Source organism: Streptomyces sp. NBC_00289 (genome assembly GCF_041435115.1).
Classification (GTDB): domain Bacteria; phylum Actinomycetota; class Actinomycetes; order Streptomycetales; family Streptomycetaceae; genus Streptomyces.
In genome coordinates this window covers 4,220,735-4,240,591 of sequence record NZ_CP108046.1, presented here as the reverse complement: position 1 = coordinate 4,240,591, position 19,857 = coordinate 4,220,735, and the positions used below count along the sequence as shown (strand labels likewise).

The 19,857-nt window shown below is 71.2% G+C and carries 20 protein-coding genes and 1 riboswitch; of the genes, 12 read left to right on the top strand and 8 right to left on the bottom strand.

Features of this window, described 5'->3' with window-relative positions:
* Positions 1-7: 7 nt before the first annotated feature.
* Complete coding sequence (locus OG985_RS19210; RefSeq protein ID WP_371669577.1) at positions 8-586, bottom strand: hypothetical protein; 579 nt, start codon at positions 584-586, stop codon at positions 8-10.
* Between the two features lie 209 nt (positions 587-795).
* Between OG985_RS19210 and OG985_RS19205 the strand changes: the two genes are divergently transcribed.
* Positions 796-1,623: a DUF3050 domain-containing protein gene (locus OG985_RS19205; protein WP_371669576.1), complete on the top strand. Its 828-nt coding sequence runs from the start codon at positions 796-798 to the stop codon at positions 1,621-1,623.
* Here OG985_RS19205 and OG985_RS19200 read toward each other — a convergent pair.
* A complete protein-coding gene (locus OG985_RS19200) occupies positions 1,556-2,464 on the bottom strand; it encodes a DMT family transporter (protein ID WP_371674433.1) in 909 nt (302 codons plus the stop codon). The genes OG985_RS19205 and OG985_RS19200 overlap by 68 nt on opposite strands.
* 294 nt (positions 2,465-2,758) lie before the next feature.
* A riboswitch (ZMP/ZTP riboswitch) is annotated at positions 2,759-2,848 on the top strand.
* Positions 2,849-2,882: 34 nt separating this feature from the next.
* Between OG985_RS19200 and OG985_RS19195 the strand changes: the two genes are divergently transcribed.
* Positions 2,883-4,334 (top strand): glycine hydroxymethyltransferase, encoded by a 1,452-nt coding sequence (locus OG985_RS19195; protein ID WP_371669575.1) that lies wholly within the window; start codon positions 2,883-2,885, stop codon positions 4,332-4,334.
* Between the two features lie 120 nt (positions 4,335-4,454).
* On the opposite strand, the gene OG985_RS19190 is transcribed toward OG985_RS19195, so the two are convergent.
* The 3 genes from OG985_RS19190 to OG985_RS19180 all read right to left on the bottom strand — a co-directional run bounded on the left by OG985_RS19190 (position 4,455) and on the right by OG985_RS19180 (position 6,845).
* Complete coding sequence (locus tag OG985_RS19190; RefSeq protein WP_371669574.1) at positions 4,455-5,159, bottom strand: hypothetical protein; 705 nt, start codon at positions 5,157-5,159, stop codon at positions 4,455-4,457.
* A gap of 158 nt (positions 5,160-5,317) precedes the next feature.
* Complete coding sequence (locus OG985_RS19185; RefSeq protein ID WP_371674432.1) at positions 5,318-6,244, bottom strand: hypothetical protein; 927 nt, start codon at positions 6,242-6,244, stop codon at positions 5,318-5,320.
* Between the two features lie 40 nt (positions 6,245-6,284).
* Entirely contained in the window at positions 6,285-6,845 is a 561-nt protein-coding gene (locus OG985_RS19180) for an RNA polymerase sigma factor (protein WP_371669573.1), read from the bottom strand.
* A 188-nt stretch (positions 6,846-7,033) separates the two neighbouring features.
* On the opposite strand from OG985_RS19180, the gene trpS reads away from it, so the two are divergent.
* Both trpS and OG985_RS19170 read left to right on the top strand, forming a co-directional pair.
* On the top strand, positions 7,034-8,044 hold the full coding sequence (gene trpS, locus OG985_RS19175) for a tryptophan--tRNA ligase (protein ID WP_371674431.1): 1,011 nt from the start codon (positions 7,034-7,036) through the stop codon (positions 8,042-8,044).
* 135 nt (positions 8,045-8,179) lie between these two features.
* Positions 8,180-8,758: a 2'-5' RNA ligase family protein gene (locus OG985_RS19170; protein ID WP_371669572.1), complete on the top strand. Its 579-nt coding sequence runs from the start codon at positions 8,180-8,182 to the stop codon at positions 8,756-8,758.
* A gap of 163 nt (positions 8,759-8,921) precedes the next feature.
* Here the strand turns inward: OG985_RS19170 and OG985_RS19165 are convergent, their stop codons facing one another.
* Both OG985_RS19165 and OG985_RS19160 read right to left on the bottom strand, forming a co-directional pair.
* Positions 8,922-9,677: a decaprenylphospho-beta-D-erythro-pentofuranosid-2-ulose 2-reductase gene (locus OG985_RS19165; RefSeq protein WP_371669571.1), complete on the bottom strand. Its 756-nt coding sequence runs from the start codon at positions 9,675-9,677 to the stop codon at positions 8,922-8,924.
* Between the two features lie 163 nt (positions 9,678-9,840).
* Positions 9,841-11,190 (bottom strand): FAD-binding protein, encoded by a 1,350-nt coding sequence (locus tag OG985_RS19160; RefSeq protein WP_371669570.1) that lies wholly within the window; start codon positions 11,188-11,190, stop codon positions 9,841-9,843.
* A gap of 133 nt (positions 11,191-11,323) precedes the next feature.
* Here OG985_RS19160 and OG985_RS19155 point away from each other — a divergent pair, with 133 nt between their 5' ends.
* The 4 genes from OG985_RS19155 (at position 11,324) to OG985_RS19140 (ending at position 14,412) form a co-directional block, all read left to right on the top strand.
* A complete protein-coding gene (locus tag OG985_RS19155) occupies positions 11,324-11,857 on the top strand; it encodes a phosphatase PAP2 family protein (RefSeq protein WP_371669569.1) in 534 nt (177 codons plus the stop codon).
* The gene (locus tag OG985_RS19150) at positions 11,850-12,821 is read left to right on the top strand and encodes a decaprenyl-phosphate phosphoribosyltransferase (protein ID WP_371669568.1); all 972 of its coding nucleotides are present in this window, start codon (positions 11,850-11,852) and stop codon (positions 12,819-12,821) included. The genes OG985_RS19155 and OG985_RS19150 overlap by 8 nt, the downstream gene beginning before the upstream one ends.
* Positions 12,822-13,045: 224 nt before the next feature.
* On the top strand, positions 13,046-13,510 hold the full coding sequence (locus OG985_RS19145) for a GtrA family protein (protein WP_371669567.1): 465 nt from the start codon (positions 13,046-13,048) through the stop codon (positions 13,508-13,510).
* On the top strand, positions 13,498-14,412 hold the full coding sequence (locus OG985_RS19140) for a YihY/virulence factor BrkB family protein (protein WP_371669566.1): 915 nt from the start codon (positions 13,498-13,500) through the stop codon (positions 14,410-14,412). Before OG985_RS19145 ends, OG985_RS19140 begins: the two co-directional genes overlap by 13 nt.
* On the opposite strand, the gene OG985_RS19135 is transcribed toward OG985_RS19140, so the two are convergent.
* Complete coding sequence (locus OG985_RS19135) at positions 14,366-15,733, bottom strand: D-alanyl-D-alanine carboxypeptidase family protein (RefSeq protein WP_371669565.1); 1,368 nt, start codon at positions 15,731-15,733, stop codon at positions 14,366-14,368. The two genes, OG985_RS19140 and OG985_RS19135, sit on opposite strands and share 47 nt — an antisense overlap.
* Positions 15,734-15,824: 91 nt before the next feature.
* On the opposite strand from OG985_RS19135, the gene OG985_RS19130 reads away from it, so the two are divergent.
* From OG985_RS19130 to OG985_RS19115, 4 genes are all read left to right on the top strand, one after another.
* Positions 15,825-16,064: an SCO4848 family membrane protein gene (locus OG985_RS19130; RefSeq protein ID WP_371669564.1), complete on the top strand. Its 240-nt coding sequence runs from the start codon at positions 15,825-15,827 to the stop codon at positions 16,062-16,064.
* 99 nt (positions 16,065-16,163) lie between these two features.
* Complete coding sequence (locus OG985_RS19125) at positions 16,164-17,561, top strand: metallophosphoesterase (RefSeq protein WP_371669563.1); 1,398 nt, start codon at positions 16,164-16,166, stop codon at positions 17,559-17,561.
* 294 nt (positions 17,562-17,855) lie between these two features.
* The gene (locus tag OG985_RS19120; protein ID WP_371669562.1) at positions 17,856-19,412 is read left to right on the top strand and encodes an ABC transporter substrate-binding protein; all 1,557 of its coding nucleotides are present in this window, start codon (positions 17,856-17,858) and stop codon (positions 19,410-19,412) included.
* 12 nt (positions 19,413-19,424) lie between these two features.
* Positions 19,425-19,856 carry an ATP-binding protein gene (locus OG985_RS19115; protein WP_371669561.1) on the top strand — a complete coding sequence of 144 codons (432 nt, stop codon included), beginning with the start codon at positions 19,425-19,427 and terminating at the stop codon, positions 19,854-19,856.
* The last annotated feature ends 1 nt before the right edge of the window (position 19,857 follow it).

Genomic DNA, 19,857 nt, shown 5'->3' with positions numbered 1-19,857 from the left:
CTCGGGGCTATGCCGTCCGTCTTTTGTGTCGTCCGCGCAGTGCCTGGAGCGGTGGATACAGCCATTTCTTGAAGAAACGCTGAAGGCGCGGCATGAGAATCCAGGTGACGAGGGCCGTCACGCACAGGCACAACAGCAGTGTGCGAACGAACGCATTAAGGCCGCCAAGATAGGGGAGCACGATCAGATTGAACATAAGCACCGGCGGGAAAACCGCGCTCATGTTCACAAACCACAGTTTCCATTTCGACGGCGGGGCCGGTGCCTTCGGTGTGGCGGTCTGGGAGTCGAACCAGGCCTGGGAGCCCCGCACACTCGTGCGGCCGGTCTGCCGGGCGAAGCCCACCACCCGGGCGTCCCACTGCACCCGGGCGGTCGAGTCCTCCCAGGCCCGGGCCGTGCCCTCACTGGCGAAGCGATAGACGACATGCCACTCCGCCTCTCGGTCGACAAGAACGCCACCCCCCAGGAAGCCCGACTGCCGGGCGCTCGCGCCCAGCAGGGCCCACCCCCAGGAATGAAACTCGGCCTCGCGGCCCGGCACCACGTGATAGGCCACGGTGACGGTGACGGGATTACTGGTCACGCCGACGAGTACGGAATGAAGACCCGGCGCGTTCAAAGATTCAACGAAGTTTTCCGGCTGTCCGGAACGTTACTTTTCAGAGACTTTCCGACCGCTTGACCTCTTCTGTCGAGCGATACCCGGGGTAACTTCTACGGAATTCCAGGAAGCGCTTGCCGGAGTCGCCGAGAAAGTTGCACGATCGCTCTCCGGCTCTGAATGGAGTATCCATGCCCAGGTACGACTGGAATCTGACCGACGAGGGAATCGACCGGGCCCGTTCCGCGATCGAACCCGCGCGAAAAGAAGTCACCGCCCACCCGATCTACCAACGGATAACCGACCGGGAACACCTCGCGGCTTTCATGTCGCACCACGTGTTCGCGGTATGGGACTTCATGTCCCTGCTCAAGTCACTGCAACGGGAACTCACCTGTGTCGACGTGCCCTGGGTGCCGCGCGGTTCGGAGGTCAGCCGACGGCTCATCAACGACATCGTGCTGGTCGAGGAGAGCGACGAGCTGAACGGCGGCTTCACCAGCCACTTCGAGCTGTACCGGGCCGGCATGGCCGAGGCGGAGGCCGACACGACCAGGATCGACACGTTCCTCGCACTCGTCGGGGAGGGGCACGACGTGTCGTCGGCGCTGCGTGTCGCCCAGGTCCCCGCCCCCGCCGCCGAGTTCGTGCGCACGACCTTCGGGATCATCGCCGACCGGCCCCTGCACTGCCGGGCGGCCGCCTTCGCCTTCTCCCGCGAGGACCTCATCCCGGACATGTTCGACCAGGTGATCAAGAAGGAGGGCACCGCACGGTTCCCGCTCTTCCGCGACTACCTGGCCCGCCATATCGAGGTCGACGGCGAGGAGCACACCCCCATGGCCATGCAGATGGTCGCCGACCTCTGCGGCACGGACGACACCCGCTGGCAGGAGGCCGTCGAGACGGCGACCCTCGCGCTGGAAGCGAGGTCCCGCCTGTGGGACGGCATCACGGAGACGATGGAGGGGTTGGAGACGAAGGCGGGGACAAAGGTGGGGGCGAAGGCGACGGGCTGACGAGGGTGTCGTCGTCCGAGGGCACCTCGGCCGGAATCTCCCCGAACCGCGCCAACGCCAACGCCCCCACCACGGCCACGGCGAAACCCAGCAGGGCCAGCCACTCCAGCCCCTCCCGCGTACGGTCGCCCAGCCACACCACGCCCACCGCCGCCGGCCCGATCGTCTCCCCGATCACCATCCCGGCCGTGGCCGTCGTCACCGAGCCGCGCTGGAGCGCCGAGGTGAGCAGCAGGAACGCCGCGCCGCCGCCCAGGAGCAGCGCGTACGTCGCCGGATTGGTGAGCAGCGCGCCGGGTGACACGTCGTCGATGAGCCGGACCGCCACCTCCACCACCCCGAACCCGAACCCGGCGCCCAGCCCGAGGGCGAGTGGCCGCCCCCGCTCCGGCAGCCGCCCGCCGAGCGCGCCCAGGGCCAGCACACCGGCCGCCGTGGCGAGCATCGCGTACTTCAGCGCCGTCGGCCCGGTCCGTTCCCCTTCCGTCCCGGACGCCAGCGCCAGCATCCCGAGCCCGGCGCACACCACGATCACGGCGCCCCACTCGGCACGGCTCAACCGGACCTTGAGCAGCCGCGCCGCGACGACCGCGGTCACCGCGAGACTGGAGGCCAGGGCCGCGCCCACGGCGTAGATCGGGATCGACCGCAGCGCGGCGACCTGGAGTACGAAGCCTGCCCCGTCCAGCGCGAGCCCGGCCAGATACCGCCACTGCCGCAACGCGCGCAGCAGCAGCGCCGCGTCCCCGCCCCCTTCACCCGCGTCCGCCGTACGTGTGGCGACCGCCTGCAACACCGTCGCCGTTCCGAAGCAGACCGCGGCACCAAGCGCGCACACCATTCCAAAGAGCACGAAGCGACTGTAGGGGAGGGGCTCACGGTCGGGATGCGTCTGTGACGCTCTCGCCGATCTTTGTGCTGTCCGCCGGACAATCGCGGTGAGGCGATCGCGGTGAGGACCTGATGGCTGTGACCCACCTCGAGGAGACGGCGGAGCAGGCGGGCCGTGGCGACCTCGACAGCCTGGCCAACGGCGGCGGCACAAGCGCCTCCTGCTGTCACCACCGCCCCCTCCTTCCGTCCCTTTCGCATCGTGGACGCCAACCTGCGGCCTGCGGCGCACCCGGTAGGCTGACCAGCGGGCCGTGACTGGCGCGCTGGGATGGGACAGACCATCGGGGAGCGGCCCGGGAACCAGCTAGTGCCGTGCGCCTGGGCCGAACCGTGAACGCTGAACGCCACGCCGTCCGGAGGCCGACATGTCAGAGCAGCAGCCCCTCTCCACCGAGTCCACCGCCTTCCGAGCCGCCCTCGACGTGATCCGCGCCGTCGAGCCGCGCGTCGCCGAGGCCATCGGCCAAGAGGTCGCCGACCAGCGCGAGATGCTCAAGCTGATCGCCTCCGAGAACTACGCCTCCCCGGCCACCCTCCTCGCGATGGGCAACTGGTTCAGCGACAAGTACGCCGAGGGCACCATCGGCCGCCGCTTCTACGCCGGTTGTCGCAACGTCGACACGGTCGAAGCCCTCGCCGCCGAACACGCCCGGGAACTGTTCGGCGCCCGCCACGCCTACGTCCAGCCGCACTCCGGCATCGACGCCAACCTCGTCGCCTTCTGGTCCGTCCTCGCTCAGCGCGTCGAGGTCCCCGCCCTGGAGAAGGCCGGCGTCCGTCAGGTCAACGACCTCTCCGACGCCGACTGGGCCGAACTGCGCCAGGCCTTCGGCAACCAGCGCATGCTGGGCATGTCGCTGGACGCCGGCGGCCACCTCACCCACGGCTTCCGCCCGAACATCTCCGGCAAGATGTTCGACCAGCGCTCCTACGGCACCGATTCCGCCACCGGCCTCCTCGACTACGAGGCCCTGCGCGCCACCGCCCGCGACTTCAAGCCGCTCATCATCGTCGCCGGCTACTCCGCCTACCCCCGTCTCGTGAACTTCCGCATCATGCGCGAGATCGCCGACGAGGTGGGCGCCACGCTCATGGTCGACATGGCCCACTTCGCGGGTCTCGTCGCCGGCAAGGTCCTCACCGGCGACTTCGATCCCGTACCGCACGCCCAGATCGTCACCACCACCACCCACAAGTCGCTGCGCGGCCCGCGCGGCGGCATGGTCCTGTGCGACGACTCCCTCAAGGACCAGGTCGACCGCGGCTGCCCGATGGTTCTCGGCGGTCCGCTCCCGCACGTCATGGCCGCCAAGGCGGTGGCTCTGGCGGAGGCCCGCCAGGACTCCTTCCGCGGCTACGCCCAGCGCATCGTGGACAACTCCCGCGCTCTCGCCGAGGGCCTGATGCGCCGAGGCGCCACGCTCGTCACCGGCGGCACCGACAACCACCTCAACCTGATCGACGTCACCTCCTCCTACGGACTCACCGGCCGCCAGGCGGAGGCCGCGCTGCTCGAGTCCGGCATCGTCACCAACCGCAACGCCATCCCGGCCGACCCGAACGGTGCCTGGTACACCTCCGGCATCCGCATCGGCACGCCGGCCCTCACCACCCGTGGTCTCGGCACCGCCGAGATGGACGAGGTCGCGAGCCTCATCGACCGCGTCCTGACCACCACGGAGCCCGGCACGACGAGCAAGGGTGCTCCCTCCAAGGCCCAGCACATCCTCGACCCGAAGATCGCGGACGAGATCTCCCGCCGCGCCACCGACCTCGTGGCCGGCTTCCCGCTCTACCCGGAGATCGACCTCGGCTGACACGCCGACCGGGCCTGCGTCCGGTCCGGCCCGGTCCGGGTTCCTCCAGCGGCGGTTCGGCTTCGGCCGGGCCGCCGTGTCCGCCCCGAGCCCGCCTCCTTCCCGAACTCCCGCCGCAGCTCATATGTCGCGAAGTTCCTGCCGGGGGCCCGCCGAGTCCTTCCGCCTCCAACGGTCCGGCCGGACCTGCAAGGCGAACGGGCGCAGCAGCAGTGCCAGCACGGCCCCGGCCGCCATGCCCGGCAACGCCCACCACCAGTCCGTGCCGTCGTCCGTCCTGTCGCCTGCTCCCGGAGCGCCGGCCCGCACCGAGCCCGTCCTCGTGTCGGTGGTGGCGGGGCCCGGGGTCTCCGCCGCGTCAGGTGCGTCCGCCGCGTCCGACTGCCAAGGTGCCGGGAAGATGCCCGTGTAGCCCTCACCCGAGGCCTTGCCGGTGACCCCCAGCCTCTTGAGCAGCGAGCTCAGCCGGCCCGGCTGCTCGGCGCGGTGCCAGTAGCCGTTGAGGTTCTCGGGCACGTTCGCGGCCGTGTGGATCCAGACCCACGGCGGCTCGGACTCGACGGCGAAGACCCGGTCGATCCGCCAGGGCGATATGTCGTGCGCCAGCCAGGTGACGTTGATCTGGCGCGCACGGTCCAGATCGGGCCTTTTCGGTTGCTCCGTCGAACCCGTCTCCGCGGGGCCCAGCAGCCGCTCCAGCTCTCTGTAGTCCGCGTCGGAGTAGTACAGCGCGGAGGCCTCCCCGGCGGCCGGCGAGGTGATCAGCACACTCGTCGGACCGCCCGCCGAAGCCGACGACGCACCCCACACCATCAGCGTGCACACCACCGCCAACGCTCCTGTCAGAGCACCCAGTTCACGAACCCAGCCCCTCCACCCGCGCATCCCATCCCCCAGCCGGTAGGTCCCGTGCGGCCCGCTCACGCGCCGCGTGTCACTTCTGGTACACCGCCCGGCCCGCCGGGGTTCCCACCCCGCCCGCACTATCTCGAGGACTTCTCCGGCCACTGTCCGAGAGACTTCGCGATCTCCACCGCGCGCCCCTTCGACGCCACGCCCTCCAGCCGGAGCACCAGGCTCCCCCCGCCGTCGGCCGCGTCGTGGGGCCACAGCAACGTCGGCCCGGCCGGGCGCTCCGACCGTGTGAAGCGGTTCCCCTCCGCGTCCACCAGCCAGAAGCTCAGCAGGTGCGGTCGCGGGAACCACAGTGCCGAGTCCGGCACGCCGCTGTCCGTGGTGCCGGAGTCCAGCACGAGCCACTCCGGCTGCTCGGCCACCGTCTTGGTGAAGCTGACGTCCAGGCGGGCGGGGTACTCGTCGAGCCGGATCGTGTGTCCGTGGTCGCGCCAGCACAGGCTCACCAGGAAGCGTCCTCGCGGTGCGCCGGTCACCGTGACCGTGTCCGGCGTGCCGAGCGCGCCGGGCACCAGCGGCTCGAACCCGGCCCGGCCGCCTGCCTGCGCGAGGGAGACCGAGCGTCCGCAGCCGGGCACCTCGGACCCCGGCGAGGGCACCGCCGACGGGTCGTAACGGATCTCGACCCCGCCGAAGTCGAACCAGTCGACGACCGCGGCCCGCACCGGAGGCGTGAGGACGAGGACCGTCAGCACTCCGCACAGCCCCGCGGTCAGGGATCGCCACCGCGTCCGCGTCCAGCGCCGCACCGCCCGCAGCCGCTCGACCGCCGACGGCGGCTCGACCACCGGGACCGGAACCCGCTCGGCGAGTATCCGCTCCAGCACCTGTTCCACCATCGACTCGGCCCCGGCTCCGCCCGGCGCGTCCAGCGAGCGCCCGAGCGCCCGCAACTCCTCGGGCAGCCGGCCCCCGGCCTCCCGCGAACGCCCACCGGCGATGCCGGGCCCACCGCCACGCCCACCGGGACGGGGTTCGGGACCAGGGCCGAGCACGCCCCCCGCGCTGTCCTCGCCGTCGTACGCGTCGCGCTCGTCACTCACGCTCGTCACCCCCTTCCCAAGGTTCGAGGCCCGGCAGCAGCCGGCTCAGCTTTCGCAGCGCGCGGTTGAGCCGGGACTTCACCGTGCCGCGTGGCCAGCCCAGGGCCTGGGCCGTCTCCGGCTCGTCCATCTCCAGGAGATAGCGGTAGGTGACGACCAGACGGTGTTCCGCGCTCAGCTTCTCCAGGGCCGCGAGCAGCGCCGTGCGGCGCTCCGACTTCAGGGTGGCCGTCGCGGGGTCCGTCGCCTCCGGTATCAGCGGCTCCGCCTCCGCGAAGGCCGCCTCACGGCCGGCGAGCGTGCGCTGACGGGCCGCCGTCCGCACTGTGTTCCTCGTCTCATTGGCGACGATCGAAAGCAGCCACGGCTTGAACGCCGCGCCCGCCCGGAACCGCCCCAGCGAGCAGTAGGCCTTGACGAAGGCCTGCTGCACCACGTCCTCCGCGTCCGCACCCGCTCCGAGCGCCGCGGCCGCCCGCAGTGCGATGCCCGTGTGGGCCCGCACCAGCTCCGCGTACGCCTCCGGCTCTCCGGCGCGTACGCGTGCGATCACCGCGGCCTCATCGACGATGCGGCCCCCCTCCCGCGTCCTCACACCCTTGTTACACCGCCGAAGGGGTATCGGTTCCCACCTGTCCCGGATCAGTTCCGGACCGCACCCCGGGACCTGAGAGAATGGTGAGCATGGCCTCTGACCGCCCACCCGTCGCCCACCGCCACCCCCAGGCGAATGGCTCCGCCATGCAGCGTCGCCCGCGAGTGCTCTCCGGAATCCAGCCCACCGCGGGCTCGTTCCACCTCGGCAACTACCTCGGCGCCGTCCGCCAGTGGGTGGCCCTGCAGGAGTCCCACGACGCGTTCTACATGGTCGTCGACCTGCACGCGATCACGATCCCGCAGGACCCGGCGGAGCTGCGCGCGAACACCCGGCTGGCCGCCGCCCAGCTCCTCGCGGCCGGCCTCGACCCGGAGCGCTGCACGCTCTTCGTCCAGAGCCACGTCCCCGAGCACGCCCAGCTCGCCTGGGTCATGAACTGCCTCACCGGCTTCGGTGAGGCGTCGCGCATGACCCAGTTCAAGGACAAGTCCGCCAAGCAGGGCGCCGACCGCGCCTCGGTCGGCCTGTTCACGTACCCGGTCCTCCAGGTCGCGGACATCCTGCTGTACCAGGCCAACGAGGTCCCCGTCGGCGAGGACCAGCGCCAGCACATCGAGCTCACCCGTGACCTCGCCGAGCGCTTCAACGGCCGCTTCGGCCAGACGTTCACCGTCCCCAAGCCGTACATCCTCAGGGAGACGGCGAAGATCTACGACCTTCAGGACCCGTCGATCAAGATGAGCAAGTCGGCGTCCACGCCGAAGGGCCTCATCAACCTCCTCGACGACCCCAAGGCCACCGCCAAGAAGGTCAAGAGTGCCGTCACCGACACGGACACCGTGATCCGCTTCGACCCGGCGGCCAAGCCCGGCGTCAGCAATCTCCTCTCCATCTATTCGACCCTCACCGGGGCGGGTATCACGGAACTGGAGGAGAAGTACGAGGGCAAGGGCTACGGTGCGCTCAAGACGGACCTCGCCGAGGTCATGGTCGAGTTCGTGACGCCGTTCCGGGAACGCACCGAGCAGTACCTGGACGACCCCGAGACGCTCGACTCGATCCTTGCCAAGGGTGCGGAGAAGGCCCGCGCCGTCGCCGCGGAGACCCTCTCCCAGGTGTACGACCGGGTGGGCTTCCTGCCCGCCAAGCACTGAGCGCCACGGCGCACACGTACCACTGGGCAGAGCGCTGCACATCACTACGACTGCGCCTGCCCACAGCACAGCCATGGCCGTACAGTCGATAGCCGGACGGCTGAGAACAAAACAGACACGACGACAGGAGACGCAGTGGGGACCGTAACGATCGGCGTGTCGATCGCGGTCCCGGAGCCTCACGGCAGCCTGATCCAGCAGCTGCGCGCGGGCTTCGGCGACCTCGCGGCCCACGGCATCCCCACGCACGTCACCCTGCTGCCGCCGACGGAGGTCGACGACAGCGAGCTGCCGGCCGTCGAGGCGCACCTCACCGAGGTCGCCGGGGCCGGCCGGCCGTTCCCGATGCGACTGTCCGGCACGGGCACCTTCCGGCCCCTGTCGCCGGTCGTCTACCTCCGGCTCGTCCTGGGCGCCGAGGCCTGCACCTGGCTGCAGAAGCAGGTCCGCGACGCCTCCGGCCCGGTGGCACGCGAGCTGCAGTTCCCGTACCACCCGCACGTCACCGTGGCGCACGGCATCGGCGAGGACGCGATGGACCGCGCCTTCGAGGAGCTGGCCGACTACGAGGCCCAGTGGCCGTGCACCGGTTTCGCCCTCTACGAACAGGGCGCCGACGGCGTGTGGCGCCAGCTCCGGGAGTACGTCTTCGGGGGCCCGGTGGTACCGCCGCAGGCGGGTCACGTCGAGCGCGGCTCGATCCACACCCGCTGAGCCGCCCGCGCATCGCCGGACGGTAGGCGTCGGGACGGTGCCACCGCCCCGAAGGCGTCAGGCCGGCGATCACCGGGACCCCGACAGGCCGTCACACCGTCCCGAAGCCGTCAGGCCGGCGATCACCGGGACCCCGACAGGCCGTCACACCGTCCCGAAGCCGTCAGACCGGCAGGCGTCGGAACACCGAACGCGGCAGGTGGCGCAACGCCGACATCACCATCCGCAGTGCCCCTGGCACCCACACCGTCTCCGACCGCCTGCGCAGCCCCAGCTCGACGGCCGCCGCGACGGCTTCCGGCGTCGTCGCCAGCGGGGCCTCCTCAAGTCCGGCGGTCATCTTCGAGCGGACGAACCCGGGGCGTACGACCATGACGTGGACGCCCGTACCGTGCAGGGCGTCGCCCAGCCCCTGGGCGAAGGCGTCCAGGCCGGCCTTGCTGGAGCCGTAGATGAAGTTGGAGCGGCGGGCCCGTTCGCCGGCGACGGAGGAGAGGATCACGAGGGAGCCGTGGCCCTGGGCCTGCAGTGCGCCGGCGCTGACCAGGCCCGCCGACACCGCGCCCGTGTAGTTGGTCTGGGCGACGCGCACCGCGTTCACCGGCTCACGCTCGTCGTGCGCCTGGTCGCCGAGGATTCCGAAGGCGAGCAGCACCATGTCGACGTCGCCCTCGGCGAAGACCTTCCCGAGCACCGCCTCGTGGGACTCGGGGTCGAGCGCGTCGAAGGCGACGGTGTGCACAGCGGCCCCCAGCGCGCGCAGTTGCGCGGCGGCCGTGTCCAGGGCGGGGGAGGGGCGCCCCGCCAGCCACACCGTGCGGGTGCGGCGGGCGATCATCCGGCGGGCGGTGGCCAGCGCGATCTCGGACGTACCGCCGAGGACGAGCAGGGACTGGGGAATGCCGAAGGCGTCCTTCACGACAGCTCCTAAAGGATGGCGCGGGCCGACAGGCCCGAAACGAACGACCAGAACAGGGCCGGAACAACGACCAGAACAAGGGCCAAACCATTGCCCGAACAAACGAACAAACGAACAAACGAACAAACGAAGCGACCGAAGCGACCGAAGTGAAGGGCAGGCCCTAGAGCCCGAGCCGGCGGGCAAGGTCCGACGTGAACACCGCGCGCGGGTCCAGCTCCGCGCGCAGGGCGCGGAAGTCGTCCAGCCGCGGGTACATCCCGGCGAGCAGTTCGGGCCGTAGCCGGGAGTCCTTGGCGAGGTAGACCCGCCCGCCGGCCGCGGCGACCTCCTCGTCGAGTTCGTCGAGGAGGGCGCCGAGCCCGGGCAGTCCGGCGGGGATGTCCAGGGCGAGCGTCCAGCCGGGCAGGGGAAAGGAGAGCCAGCCCGGGTCCGCGTCGCCGAAGCGTTTGAGGACGGCGAGGAAGGACGGGCACCTGCTCTGCGAGAGGCGCCGCACGATCCGGCGCAGGGTCTCCTCCCGGCCGTGTCCGACGGCGAACTGGTACTGCACGAAGCCGCCGCGGCCGTAGATCCGGTTCCAGTGCGGCACCCCGTCCAGGGGGTGGAAGAACGTGGCGAGGCGCTGGAGTTCACCGGTACGCGCGCGGGGCGCCTTCCGGTACCAGAGTTCGTTGAACCAGCCCACGGTCCTGCGGCTGAGCAGTCCCTCCGGGAGGAAGGCGGGGGGTGCCGGGAGCCGGCCGGGGCGGAAGGACAGCGGGGCTCTGCGCGCGCGTGCGGAGAGTGCGTCCAGCGGCGCGTGCGCGCCGCGCGTGAGGACGGCGCGACCTGTCGCCGCGCCGCGGGCCAGCAGGTCGATCCACGCGACCGAGTAGGGGTAGCGGTGGTCGGTGGCCGTCAGGCGCGCCATGAGGTCGTCCAGGTCCCGCGCGCGCTCGGTGTCGACCGACATCAGGGAGGTTTCCACAGGCTGGAGTTGGACGGTCGCGGTGAGGATCACGCCGGTCAGGCCCATGCCGCCCGCGGTGGCGTCGAACAGGGGGGTGCCGCGGCTCACCGTGCGGATCTCGCCGTCGGCGGTGAGCAGTTCCAGGGACAGGACGTGCCGGGTGAAGGAGCCCGACACGTGGTGGTTCTTGCCGTGGATGTCCGCGCCGATCGCGCCGCCGACCGTGACGTAGCGCGTGCCGGGGGTCACCGGCACGAACCAGCCGAGCGGCAGCAGCACTTCCATGAGCCGGTGCAGGGACACTCCTGCGTCGCACAGCACGGTCCCGCCGTCGGCGTCGATCGCGTGGACGCGGTCCAGCCCCGTCATGTCGAACACCGCTCCGCCGGCGTTCTGCGCCGCGTCCCCGTACGCCCGTCCGAGCCCCCGGGGGATGCCTCCGCGGGTGCCGCAGTCCCGGACCGCGGCCGCGGCCTCCTCGTAGGTCCGCGGGCGGATCAGGCGGGCGGTGGTGGGAGCGGTGCGTCCCCATCCCGTGACGGAAACGGTGTCGGCAGGCATGCTGGCGACCGTATCGCCCTTATGTGGACGATTAGTTCTGAAACATACACAGCCTCCCCGAAATGGGTGATTAATGGGATGTCGCTCAATATTGCCGGAGTTCCGGCGGTGTTGACGTGAACAGTGAGTCCACATGGACGACCTCGACGACATGGACCGACGAAGCCTCCGAGGTGTGGATCACCGAATCCTTTCCGCACTCCGCGCCCGCGCCGGAGACCCACGCGTCGCCGGCGCCGCGCGTGCCCTGTCCCGGGCCGGTGAACACGGTGCGCTGTGGCTCGCGGCGGGACTCGCGGGAGCGGCCGTGGACGGCGCCCGGCGTGGCGCGTGGCTGCGGGGCACGGCACTCACGGCGGGCGCGCACCTCGTCAGCATGGGCGTGAAGCGGGTGGTGCGCCGTCCGCGCCCCACACACGTCGAGCCCCTGGTGCGCACCGCCGGCCGGCACTCCTTCCCCAGTTCGCACGCGACGTCCGCGGCGGCGGCCGCCGTCGCCTACGGCGCGCTCGGGGCGCGCGTGATCCCCGTGCTCGCCGCCGCCATGTGCGTGTCGCGGCTGGTCGTCGGCGTCCACTACCCCTCGGACGTGGCGGCGGGCGCCGCCCTCGGGGCACTCACCGCGCGCGTCGGAGCGCGCTGGGTGAACGGGTGCCCGGATGACTGAGACCGCGCCGCTGACGGACACCGCGCGCACCGCGCTCCACGAGCAGCGCACCGCCCGCAGGCCCGTCCCGCCACCCCGGCCCGGATCCCTTCCGCGAGGCCTTCTCAGGACCGCCCGCCCCAAACAGTGGGTCAAGAACGTCCTGGTCGTCGCCGCCCCGGCCGCGGCCGGGCAGCTCTTCTCCCGTCAGGCCGTCGCCCGACTCCCGCTCGTCTTCGCCCTGTTCACCGCCTGCGCCGCCGCCGTCTACCTGATCAACGACGCCCGTGACGCCGAGGCCGACCGCGCCCACCCGACCAAGTGCCACCGCCCGGTCGCCGCCGGACAGGTCCCGGTGCCGTTCGCGTACGCCGTCGGGGGTGCCCTCGCGGTCTTCGGGCCCGCCCTTGCGGCCTGGCTCGTCTCGCCCGTGGTCGCGGCGCTGCTGACGGCGTACCTGGGCATGCAACTGGCGTACTGCGTCAGCCTCAAGCACGTTCTGGTCGTCGACCTCGTGGTCGTGACGACCGGGTTCCTGATGCGGGCGGTCATCGGCGGCCTCGCCCTCGGCATCCCGCTGTCGCGCTGGTTCCTGATCACCACCGGCTTCGGCGCGCTGTTCATGGTGGCGGCCAAGCGCTACTCCGAAGCCGTGCAGATGGCCGGAAAGGCGGGCGCCACGCGCGCGTTGCTCACCGAGTACACCACCGGCTACCTGCGCTTCGTATGGCAGCTGGCGGCCGGCGTCGCCGTCCTCGGCTACTGCCTGTGGGCCCTGGAGGAGGGCGGGGTGCCGCACACGAGCGTGCTGCCCTGGCGCCAGCTGTCCGTGATCGCCTTCGTCCTCGCGATCCTCCGGTACGCCGTCTTCGCCGACCGCGGCACGGCGGGCGAACCCGAGGAGGTCGTCCTGCGCGACCGCGCGCTCGCCCTGATCGGCCTGGTCTGGCTCGCGATGTACGGCCTGGCCGTGGCGAACTGGTGAGCACGCATGGGTGACCGGCGCGGGGAAACAGTGATCACGCCCGCGTGCATGTCCGGCGGTGGCGGCCTCGTGACCGCGCGCGTGTGCGCGTCGGGCGGTGGCGGTCTCGTGATCACGCGCGTGTGCGCGTCGGGCGGTGGCGGTCTCGTGACCGCGCGTGTGTGCGCGTCCGGCGGTGGCGGCCTCGTGACCGCGCCCGCGTCCTCGACCCCCGTTGGCGACCGGTGAGCACGCGCGCGTGGCCGGGTCGGCGTGAGCTGCTGGGCTTCGCCGTCGTCGGGCTCCTCGCCTACGCCGCCGACCTGGCCCTCTTCACGTACCTGCGCGGCCCCGCCGGTCTGGCCCCGCTGAGCGCGAAGGTGCTCTCGTTCGTCGCCGGCTGCTCGGTGGCGTACGCGGGCAACGCCCTCGGCACCTACCGGCACCTGCGGTCCAAAGGCCTGCGCCCCTACGCCGTCTTCTTCGCGGTGAACGCCGCGGGCGCCCTCGTCCAGCTGCTCTGCCTCACCGTCAGTCACTACGGCCTCGGCTACACCTCGCAGCGCGCCGACACCGTCTCCGGGGCGGGAATCGGCATGGCACTGGCCACTGTCCTGCGCTTTTGGGGCACCCGTACATGGGTCTTCCGCCACCAGGGCAGAGTGGGATCATGGACTAGCGAGGGCAGGGTCGGATCATGGACTGGCTGAAAAAGCTCCCGGGCGTCGGGCCGCTGGTGACCCGCCTGACCCGCACGCACGCGTGGCGCTCCTACCTGCGGCTGGACCGGGTGCACTGGACGCGGCTGGCCGCCGCGATGACCTTCACCAGCTTCGTCGCGCTCTTCCCGCTGCTCACCGTGGCCGCCGCGATCGCCGCCGCCACCCTCAGCACCGACCAGCAGAACGATCTGCAGGACAAGATCACCGAGCAGGTGCCCGGCATCGCCGACCAGCTGAACATCGAGGGGCTGGTGCAGAACGCCGGTGCCATCGGCCTCATCGCGGGCGCCGTCCTGCTGTTCACCGGCATCGGCTGGGCCGGCTCGATGCGCGAGTGCCTCCGGGCGGTGTGGGAGCTGCCCGACGAGGAGGAGAACCCGGTCCTGCGCAAGGCCAAGGACCTGGGCATCCTGGTCGGGCTCGGCGGCGCGGTTCTGGTCACGCTCGCCACGTCCACCGTCGCCTCCGCGATGGTCGGCTGGATCATCCGTCAGCTCGGCGTCGACGAGGGCGGCTGGGGCGGCGTCCTGCTGCGGACCGCCGCGTTCCTGGTCGCCGTACTCGCCGACTTCCTGCTGCTCCTGTACGTCCTCACGCTGCTGCCCGGCGTCGAACCGGGGCGCCATCGCCTGATGGTGGCCGCGCTGATCGGCGCGGTCGGCTTCGAACTGCTGAAGCTGCTGCTGAGCGGCTACATGCAGGGCGTGGCCGCGAAGAGCATGTACGGAGCGTTCGGCGTCCCCGTCGCGCTGCTGCTGTGGATCAACTTCACCTCGAAGCTGGTGCTGTTCTGCGCCTCCTGGACGGCGACGCAGAGCAAGGAGGTCGAGTTGGCTCCCGAGGTCAACGACGACGCCGTACCAGATCCGGCAGTGGCCAGCGGCGGTTGACCAGGTACGCGCCCGCCGCGAGCAGTGCGAGCAGCCCGCCGGTGATCGCCAGCGCGATCCCCATGCCGCCGGATCCGCCCTCGGAGGTGGCGCTCACCACCGGCTTCGTCGACTCCCCGGCCGCGCCCGCTGCCGACGGCCCGCCGCTTCCCGCGCCGCCCGCCTCGCCGGAGGCGTTCGCGCCCGGCTGGGCACTCGCCTGCGCGGTGCCCTTCGGCGGCACCAGTTCACCCACCGGCTGGACCTTGCCGACTGCCCGGAAACCCCAGTCGAACAGCTTGGCGGTCTCCTTGTAGACCTCGTTGTGCTCGTTCTTCTCCGGGTTCATGACCGTGACGAGCAGCACCTTGCCGTTGCGTTCGGCGACGCCGGTGAAGGTGGCGCCCGCGTTGGTGGTGTTGCCGTTCTTGACGCCCGCGATGCCCTGGTAGACGGAGATGTCGGAGTCGCCGCTGAGCAGCCGGTTGGTGTTCTGGATCTCGAAGGAGCCGCGGACCGACTTGCCCTTCTTCTTCGTCGTCTCGCCCGGGAACTTCGCCGTGACCGTCGAGCAGTACTCGCGGAAGTCCTTCTTCTGCAGTCCGGAGCGGGCGAACAGGGTCAGGTCGTACGCGGAGGAGACCTGGCCCGGGGCGTCGTAGCCGTCCGGGCTGACCACGTCCGTGTCGAGGGCCTGGAGCTGTTCGGCGTGCTCGTTCATGTCCCGGACGGTGTTGTCGACGCCGCCGTTCATCGCGGACAGGACGTGCACCGCGTCGTTGCCGGAGCGCAGGAAGACGCCGAGCCACAGGTCGTGGACCGTGTACGTCTCGCCCTCCTTTATCCCGACCATGCTGGAGCCGGCCCCTATCCCCGCCAGGTCGGTGGGCCGGACCTTGTGCTTCTCCGTCCTCGGGAACTTCGGCAGGACGGTGTCCGCGAACAGCATCTTCAGGGTGCTCGCCGGCGGCAGCCGCCAGTGCGCGTTGTGCGCGGCGAGCACCTGGCCGGACTCGGCGTCCGAGACGATCCACGAGCGCGCGGTGAGGTCCTTCGGCAGTACCGGGACACCCGTCGCGAGGTTGACCTGCGGGCCGGCCTGCGCGAGGCGGGCGCCGCCGACGGCGGACATGTTCGCCGGGGGAGTGACCGAAGGACTAGCCGACGAACTCGCCGAACCTTCCGGCGACGGACTCGCGGACTTTTTCGGCGACGGACTCCCGGACTTGCCCGGCGACGGGACGGGGGCCGCCAGGGAGGCGGGCGCGGTCAGCGCGAGGGACACGAGGGTCGCGGAAGCGACCAGCAGGGATCGCCTGCCGGTCCGGTGGGATGCGGGCACGACGGAGAACGTACCTGCCGTGCGCGGCGAAGTCCCACCGCCCTCCCCACCCCGGTCATGGAACCGGACACGGGACGGCGATACTGAGGTCATGAAGCTCAGCCGCCCCCTCTCCTGGTTCCTGCTCGCCTTCGGGGTGTGGAGCTGGATCATCTGGGTCACTTTCGTCAAAAACCTGGTCAAGGACGGCAGCGGGCTCGCCTTCGACGACGGCCGGCCGACGGCGTACTTCTGGGTGCACCTGCTGCTCGCGGTCGTGTCCTTCGTATTGGGGACGGTCATCGGAGGCATCGGGTTGCGCGGACTGCGCGCACTGCGCCGCACGTCATAGCCGACCGATCGGCAGACCGATCGGCTGACTGATCGGCTGACTGATCGGCCGACCGCAGCACCGACCGACCGCCCGGCCCACGACGGAGGACACGACACCGTGGTCATACTTTTCGTCCTGATCGCGCTGGCCGCGCTGGCCGTCGTGGTGGCGGCCAACTGGTACCTGTGGCGCCGTCTGTTCCGCGACACGACCCGGGGCCCGGGTCGGGCGCGCCGAGCGGGGGCGGTCCTCGTCGCGGGCGGCTGGGTGCTGGCGATCGGAGCGCTCGTCGCCGAACGCACGGGCGCGCCCTTCTGGCTCCAGCAGGTGCTGGCCTGGCCCGGCTTCCTGTGGCTGGCGCTGTCGATATACCTGCTGCTGGCACTGCTGGCGGGAGAGGTCGTACGGCCGCTGCTGCGACGCGTCCTGGAGAGGCGGGCCCCCACCGGGCTGCCCGCACCGCGCCCGGAACGGGTCCCGGCGGGCGGACCGCGCGAGACACCCGCGCCACGTGACGAACGCGAGGCGCACGACGAACGCCACGCGCACGACGAACGCCGCGTGCACGACGGACACGGCGCGCACCACGGACACGACGCACCCGAGTCTCGCGACGCGGGCGAGGACCGCGGGGCACGCGGGGCACGCGAGGAACAGGAGTCCGCGAAGTCGCCCCGGCTCGTCGCCGCCCCCTCGCGCCGCCTGTTCGTCTCCCGTGTCGTCGGCGGTGCCGCGGCGGCGGCGGCCGTCGGGACGGTCGGCTACGGCACGTACGGCGTGCTGCGCGGGCCGCGGGTCAAGCGGGTCACCGTCCCGCTGGCCAAGCTCCCGCGCGCGGCGCACGGTTACCGTATCGCGGTGGTCAGCGACATCCACCTGGGCCCGGTCCTGGGGCGGGGCTTCGCCCAGAAGGTCGTCGACACGGTCAACGCGACCCAGCCCGACCTGATCGCGGTCGTCGGCGACCTGGTGGACGGCAGCGTGAAGGACCTGGGCCCGGCGGCGGCGCCCCTCGCCCGGCTGAGGGCCCGGCACGGAAGCTTCTTCGTCACCGGCAACCACGAGTACTTCTCCGGCGCCGAGCAGTGGGTCGAGGAGGTACGCCGGCTCGGACTGCGCCCGCTGGAGAACGCCCGCACCGAGCTGGCCCATTTCGACCTCGCCGGTGTCAACGACGTGGCGGGCGAGAGCGAGGGCCACGGTCCCGACTTCACCAGGGCCCTCGGCGACCGGGACCGGGCCCGCGCGTGCGTGCTGCTCGCCCATCAGCCGGTCCAGATCCACGACGCCGTCGAGCACGGCGTCGACCTCCAGCTCTCCGGCCACACCCACGGCGGCCAGCTCTGGCCCGGCAGCCTCATCGCCGAGGCCGCGAATCCGACCGTGGCCGGACTGGAGCGCTACGGCGACACCCAGCTGTACGTCAGCCGGGGTGCGGGCGCGTGGGGGCCTCCCACGCGCGTGGGCGCACCGTCCGACATCACGGTGATCGAACTGGCCTCGCTACAGGCGTGACGGCTTACGGCCCGGGCGGGAAGACGGCCTCGCCCAGGCGCGAACAGCCTTTCCGCGCCCGCCGGTTCACGGCCCGCACCCGCCCCGCACGGAGCACGCACGCGAGCCGGTGGGCCTTCGCCGCGGATTCTGTGAGGAGGCTGTGAAACGTTCCGGAAACCGCTTGCGGCAAGTTCTTCCCCAACTCACCAAATCACTCTTCCGCCAGGAGAAACACCTGTGGTTAGGTGAGCCGCGCCACTAGGGGAGTGGCCTGTGCACTGGGGCCCCCGGGGGTCCGGGGAGGGCAAACCGATGCGATCGGTTCGCATGCGGATTCTCGCGATGCTCGCCGTACTGGCGGCTGTGGGAGTCGGCGGCTGGCAGTTGTTGCCGTCGCAGGGGGACTCGGACAAGTCCATCCAGGTCGGTACGACGGACGCCGTCACGTCGCTCGACCCGGCAGCGGCCTACGACGCCGGGTCGTGGGCTCTGTTCAGCAACGTTTTCCAGTCACTGCTGACCTACGAGCCGGGCGGCGCCTCACCCGTGCCCGACGCGGCCGAGAGCTGTGGCTTCGTGGGCCACGACCTGCGCACCTACCGCTGCACCCTGCGCGAGGGCCTCACCTTCCCGAGCGGCCGCTCGATGACCGCCGAGGACGTGAAGTACTCCTTCGACCGGGTCAAGAAGATCAAGTCGGACGTCGGCCCCTCCGCCCTGCTGGACACCCTCGCCTCGGTGAGCGCGGATGGCCTGAAAGTCACCTTCCACCTCTCCTCGCCGGACGCGACCTTCCCGTTCAAGGTGGCCACCGGCGCCGGTTCGATCGTCGACCGCACCAAGTACCCCGCCGACGGGCAGCGCACCGACAACGGCGTGGACGGCACCGGCCCGTACGAACTGACGGCGTATACGAAGAACAAGAAGGCCCGCCTCACGCCCAACGGGAACTACGAGGGCGCCGTCAAGGACACCGGACGGCCCGTCGACCTGCTCTACTACGCCGACGCGAACAAGCTGGACAGTGCCTGGAAGGCGAAGCGGGTCGACGTCGCCACCCGCCAGCTGCCGCCCCAGGTCCTCGCCGGGCTGAACGCGAGCGACCCGGGCCGGCGCGTCTCCGAGTCCGACAGCGCCGAGACCCGCAACCTCTACCTCAACACCCGCACGGGTTCGCCGTTGCACGAGACGAAGGTCCGTCAGGCCATGGCCTGGCTCGTCGACCGGGAGCAGCTCGCCGCCCAGGTGTACGACGGGACCGTGGACCCGCTGTACTCGCTGATCCCCACGGGTATCACCGGCCATACGACGTCGTTCTTCGACGCCTACCCGAAGCCGGACACCGCGAAGGCCAAGCAGCTGCTCACCGAGGCCGGTGTCACGCTGCCCATCCGCTTCACCTACGGCTACGGCGCCGGCCGGGGCGCCGCCGCCGCGGAGGCCGCGGAACTCAAGCGGCAGCTGGAGACGGGCGGCCTGTTCAAGGTGACGGTCAAGGGCTACGAGTGGTCCGACTTCCAGAAGCGGTGGGCCACCGGCAAGCTGGACGCGTACGCCGTCGGCTGGGTGGCCGACTATCCCGACGCGGACACCTTCGGCGCCCCGCTCGTGGGCACCGACGGCACCATGAACACCGGCTACAGCAGCGGCCTCGTCGACCACCTGATCCAGAGCGGCCGCGGGTACGCCGACCGCGGCGAGGCCACCGAGGACTTCCGGGAGCTGCAGCAGGCGGTCGCGGCGGATGTGCCGGTCATCCCGCTGTGGCAGGCGAAGGAGTACGTCGTGGGCAGCGAGGACGTCGGCGGGGGCCAGTACCTGTCGGACGGCACCGGGGTCTTCCGGCTCTGGCGCCTGACCTGGATCTGACGCGATCCCGCGGTGCTCAGACGCAACGCCTTCGTGCTGCCCCGGAATCCGGCCTCCGTCGGTCTCGCCCGCCGCATGGTCCGGGACCATCTGGCCGAGTGGGGGCACACGTTCGACGAGCCGATGCTCCAGGACGCGGTGCTGGTCGTGTCCGAGCCGGCCACCGACGTCGTACGCCGCGGTGCTGCCGCCCCGGGCTTCCCGGGCCTCGACAAGGCCCGCCCGGAGCGGGAGTTCGAGGTGGCGGTGACGGCGCTCGCCGACGGCTCCTGTCTCGTCGAGGTGTCGGACGAGGCCGGGCCGCCCCGGCTGCGGTTGGTCGGTGCGGGTGAGGACGCCGACCGCGGACCGCGGCTGGTGGAGAGCGTCGCGGCGGCCTGGGGCGTGGGGAGCGGGGGCCGGTACGGGAAGACGGTGTGGGCCGTCGTGCGCTCCGCCCCCTGAG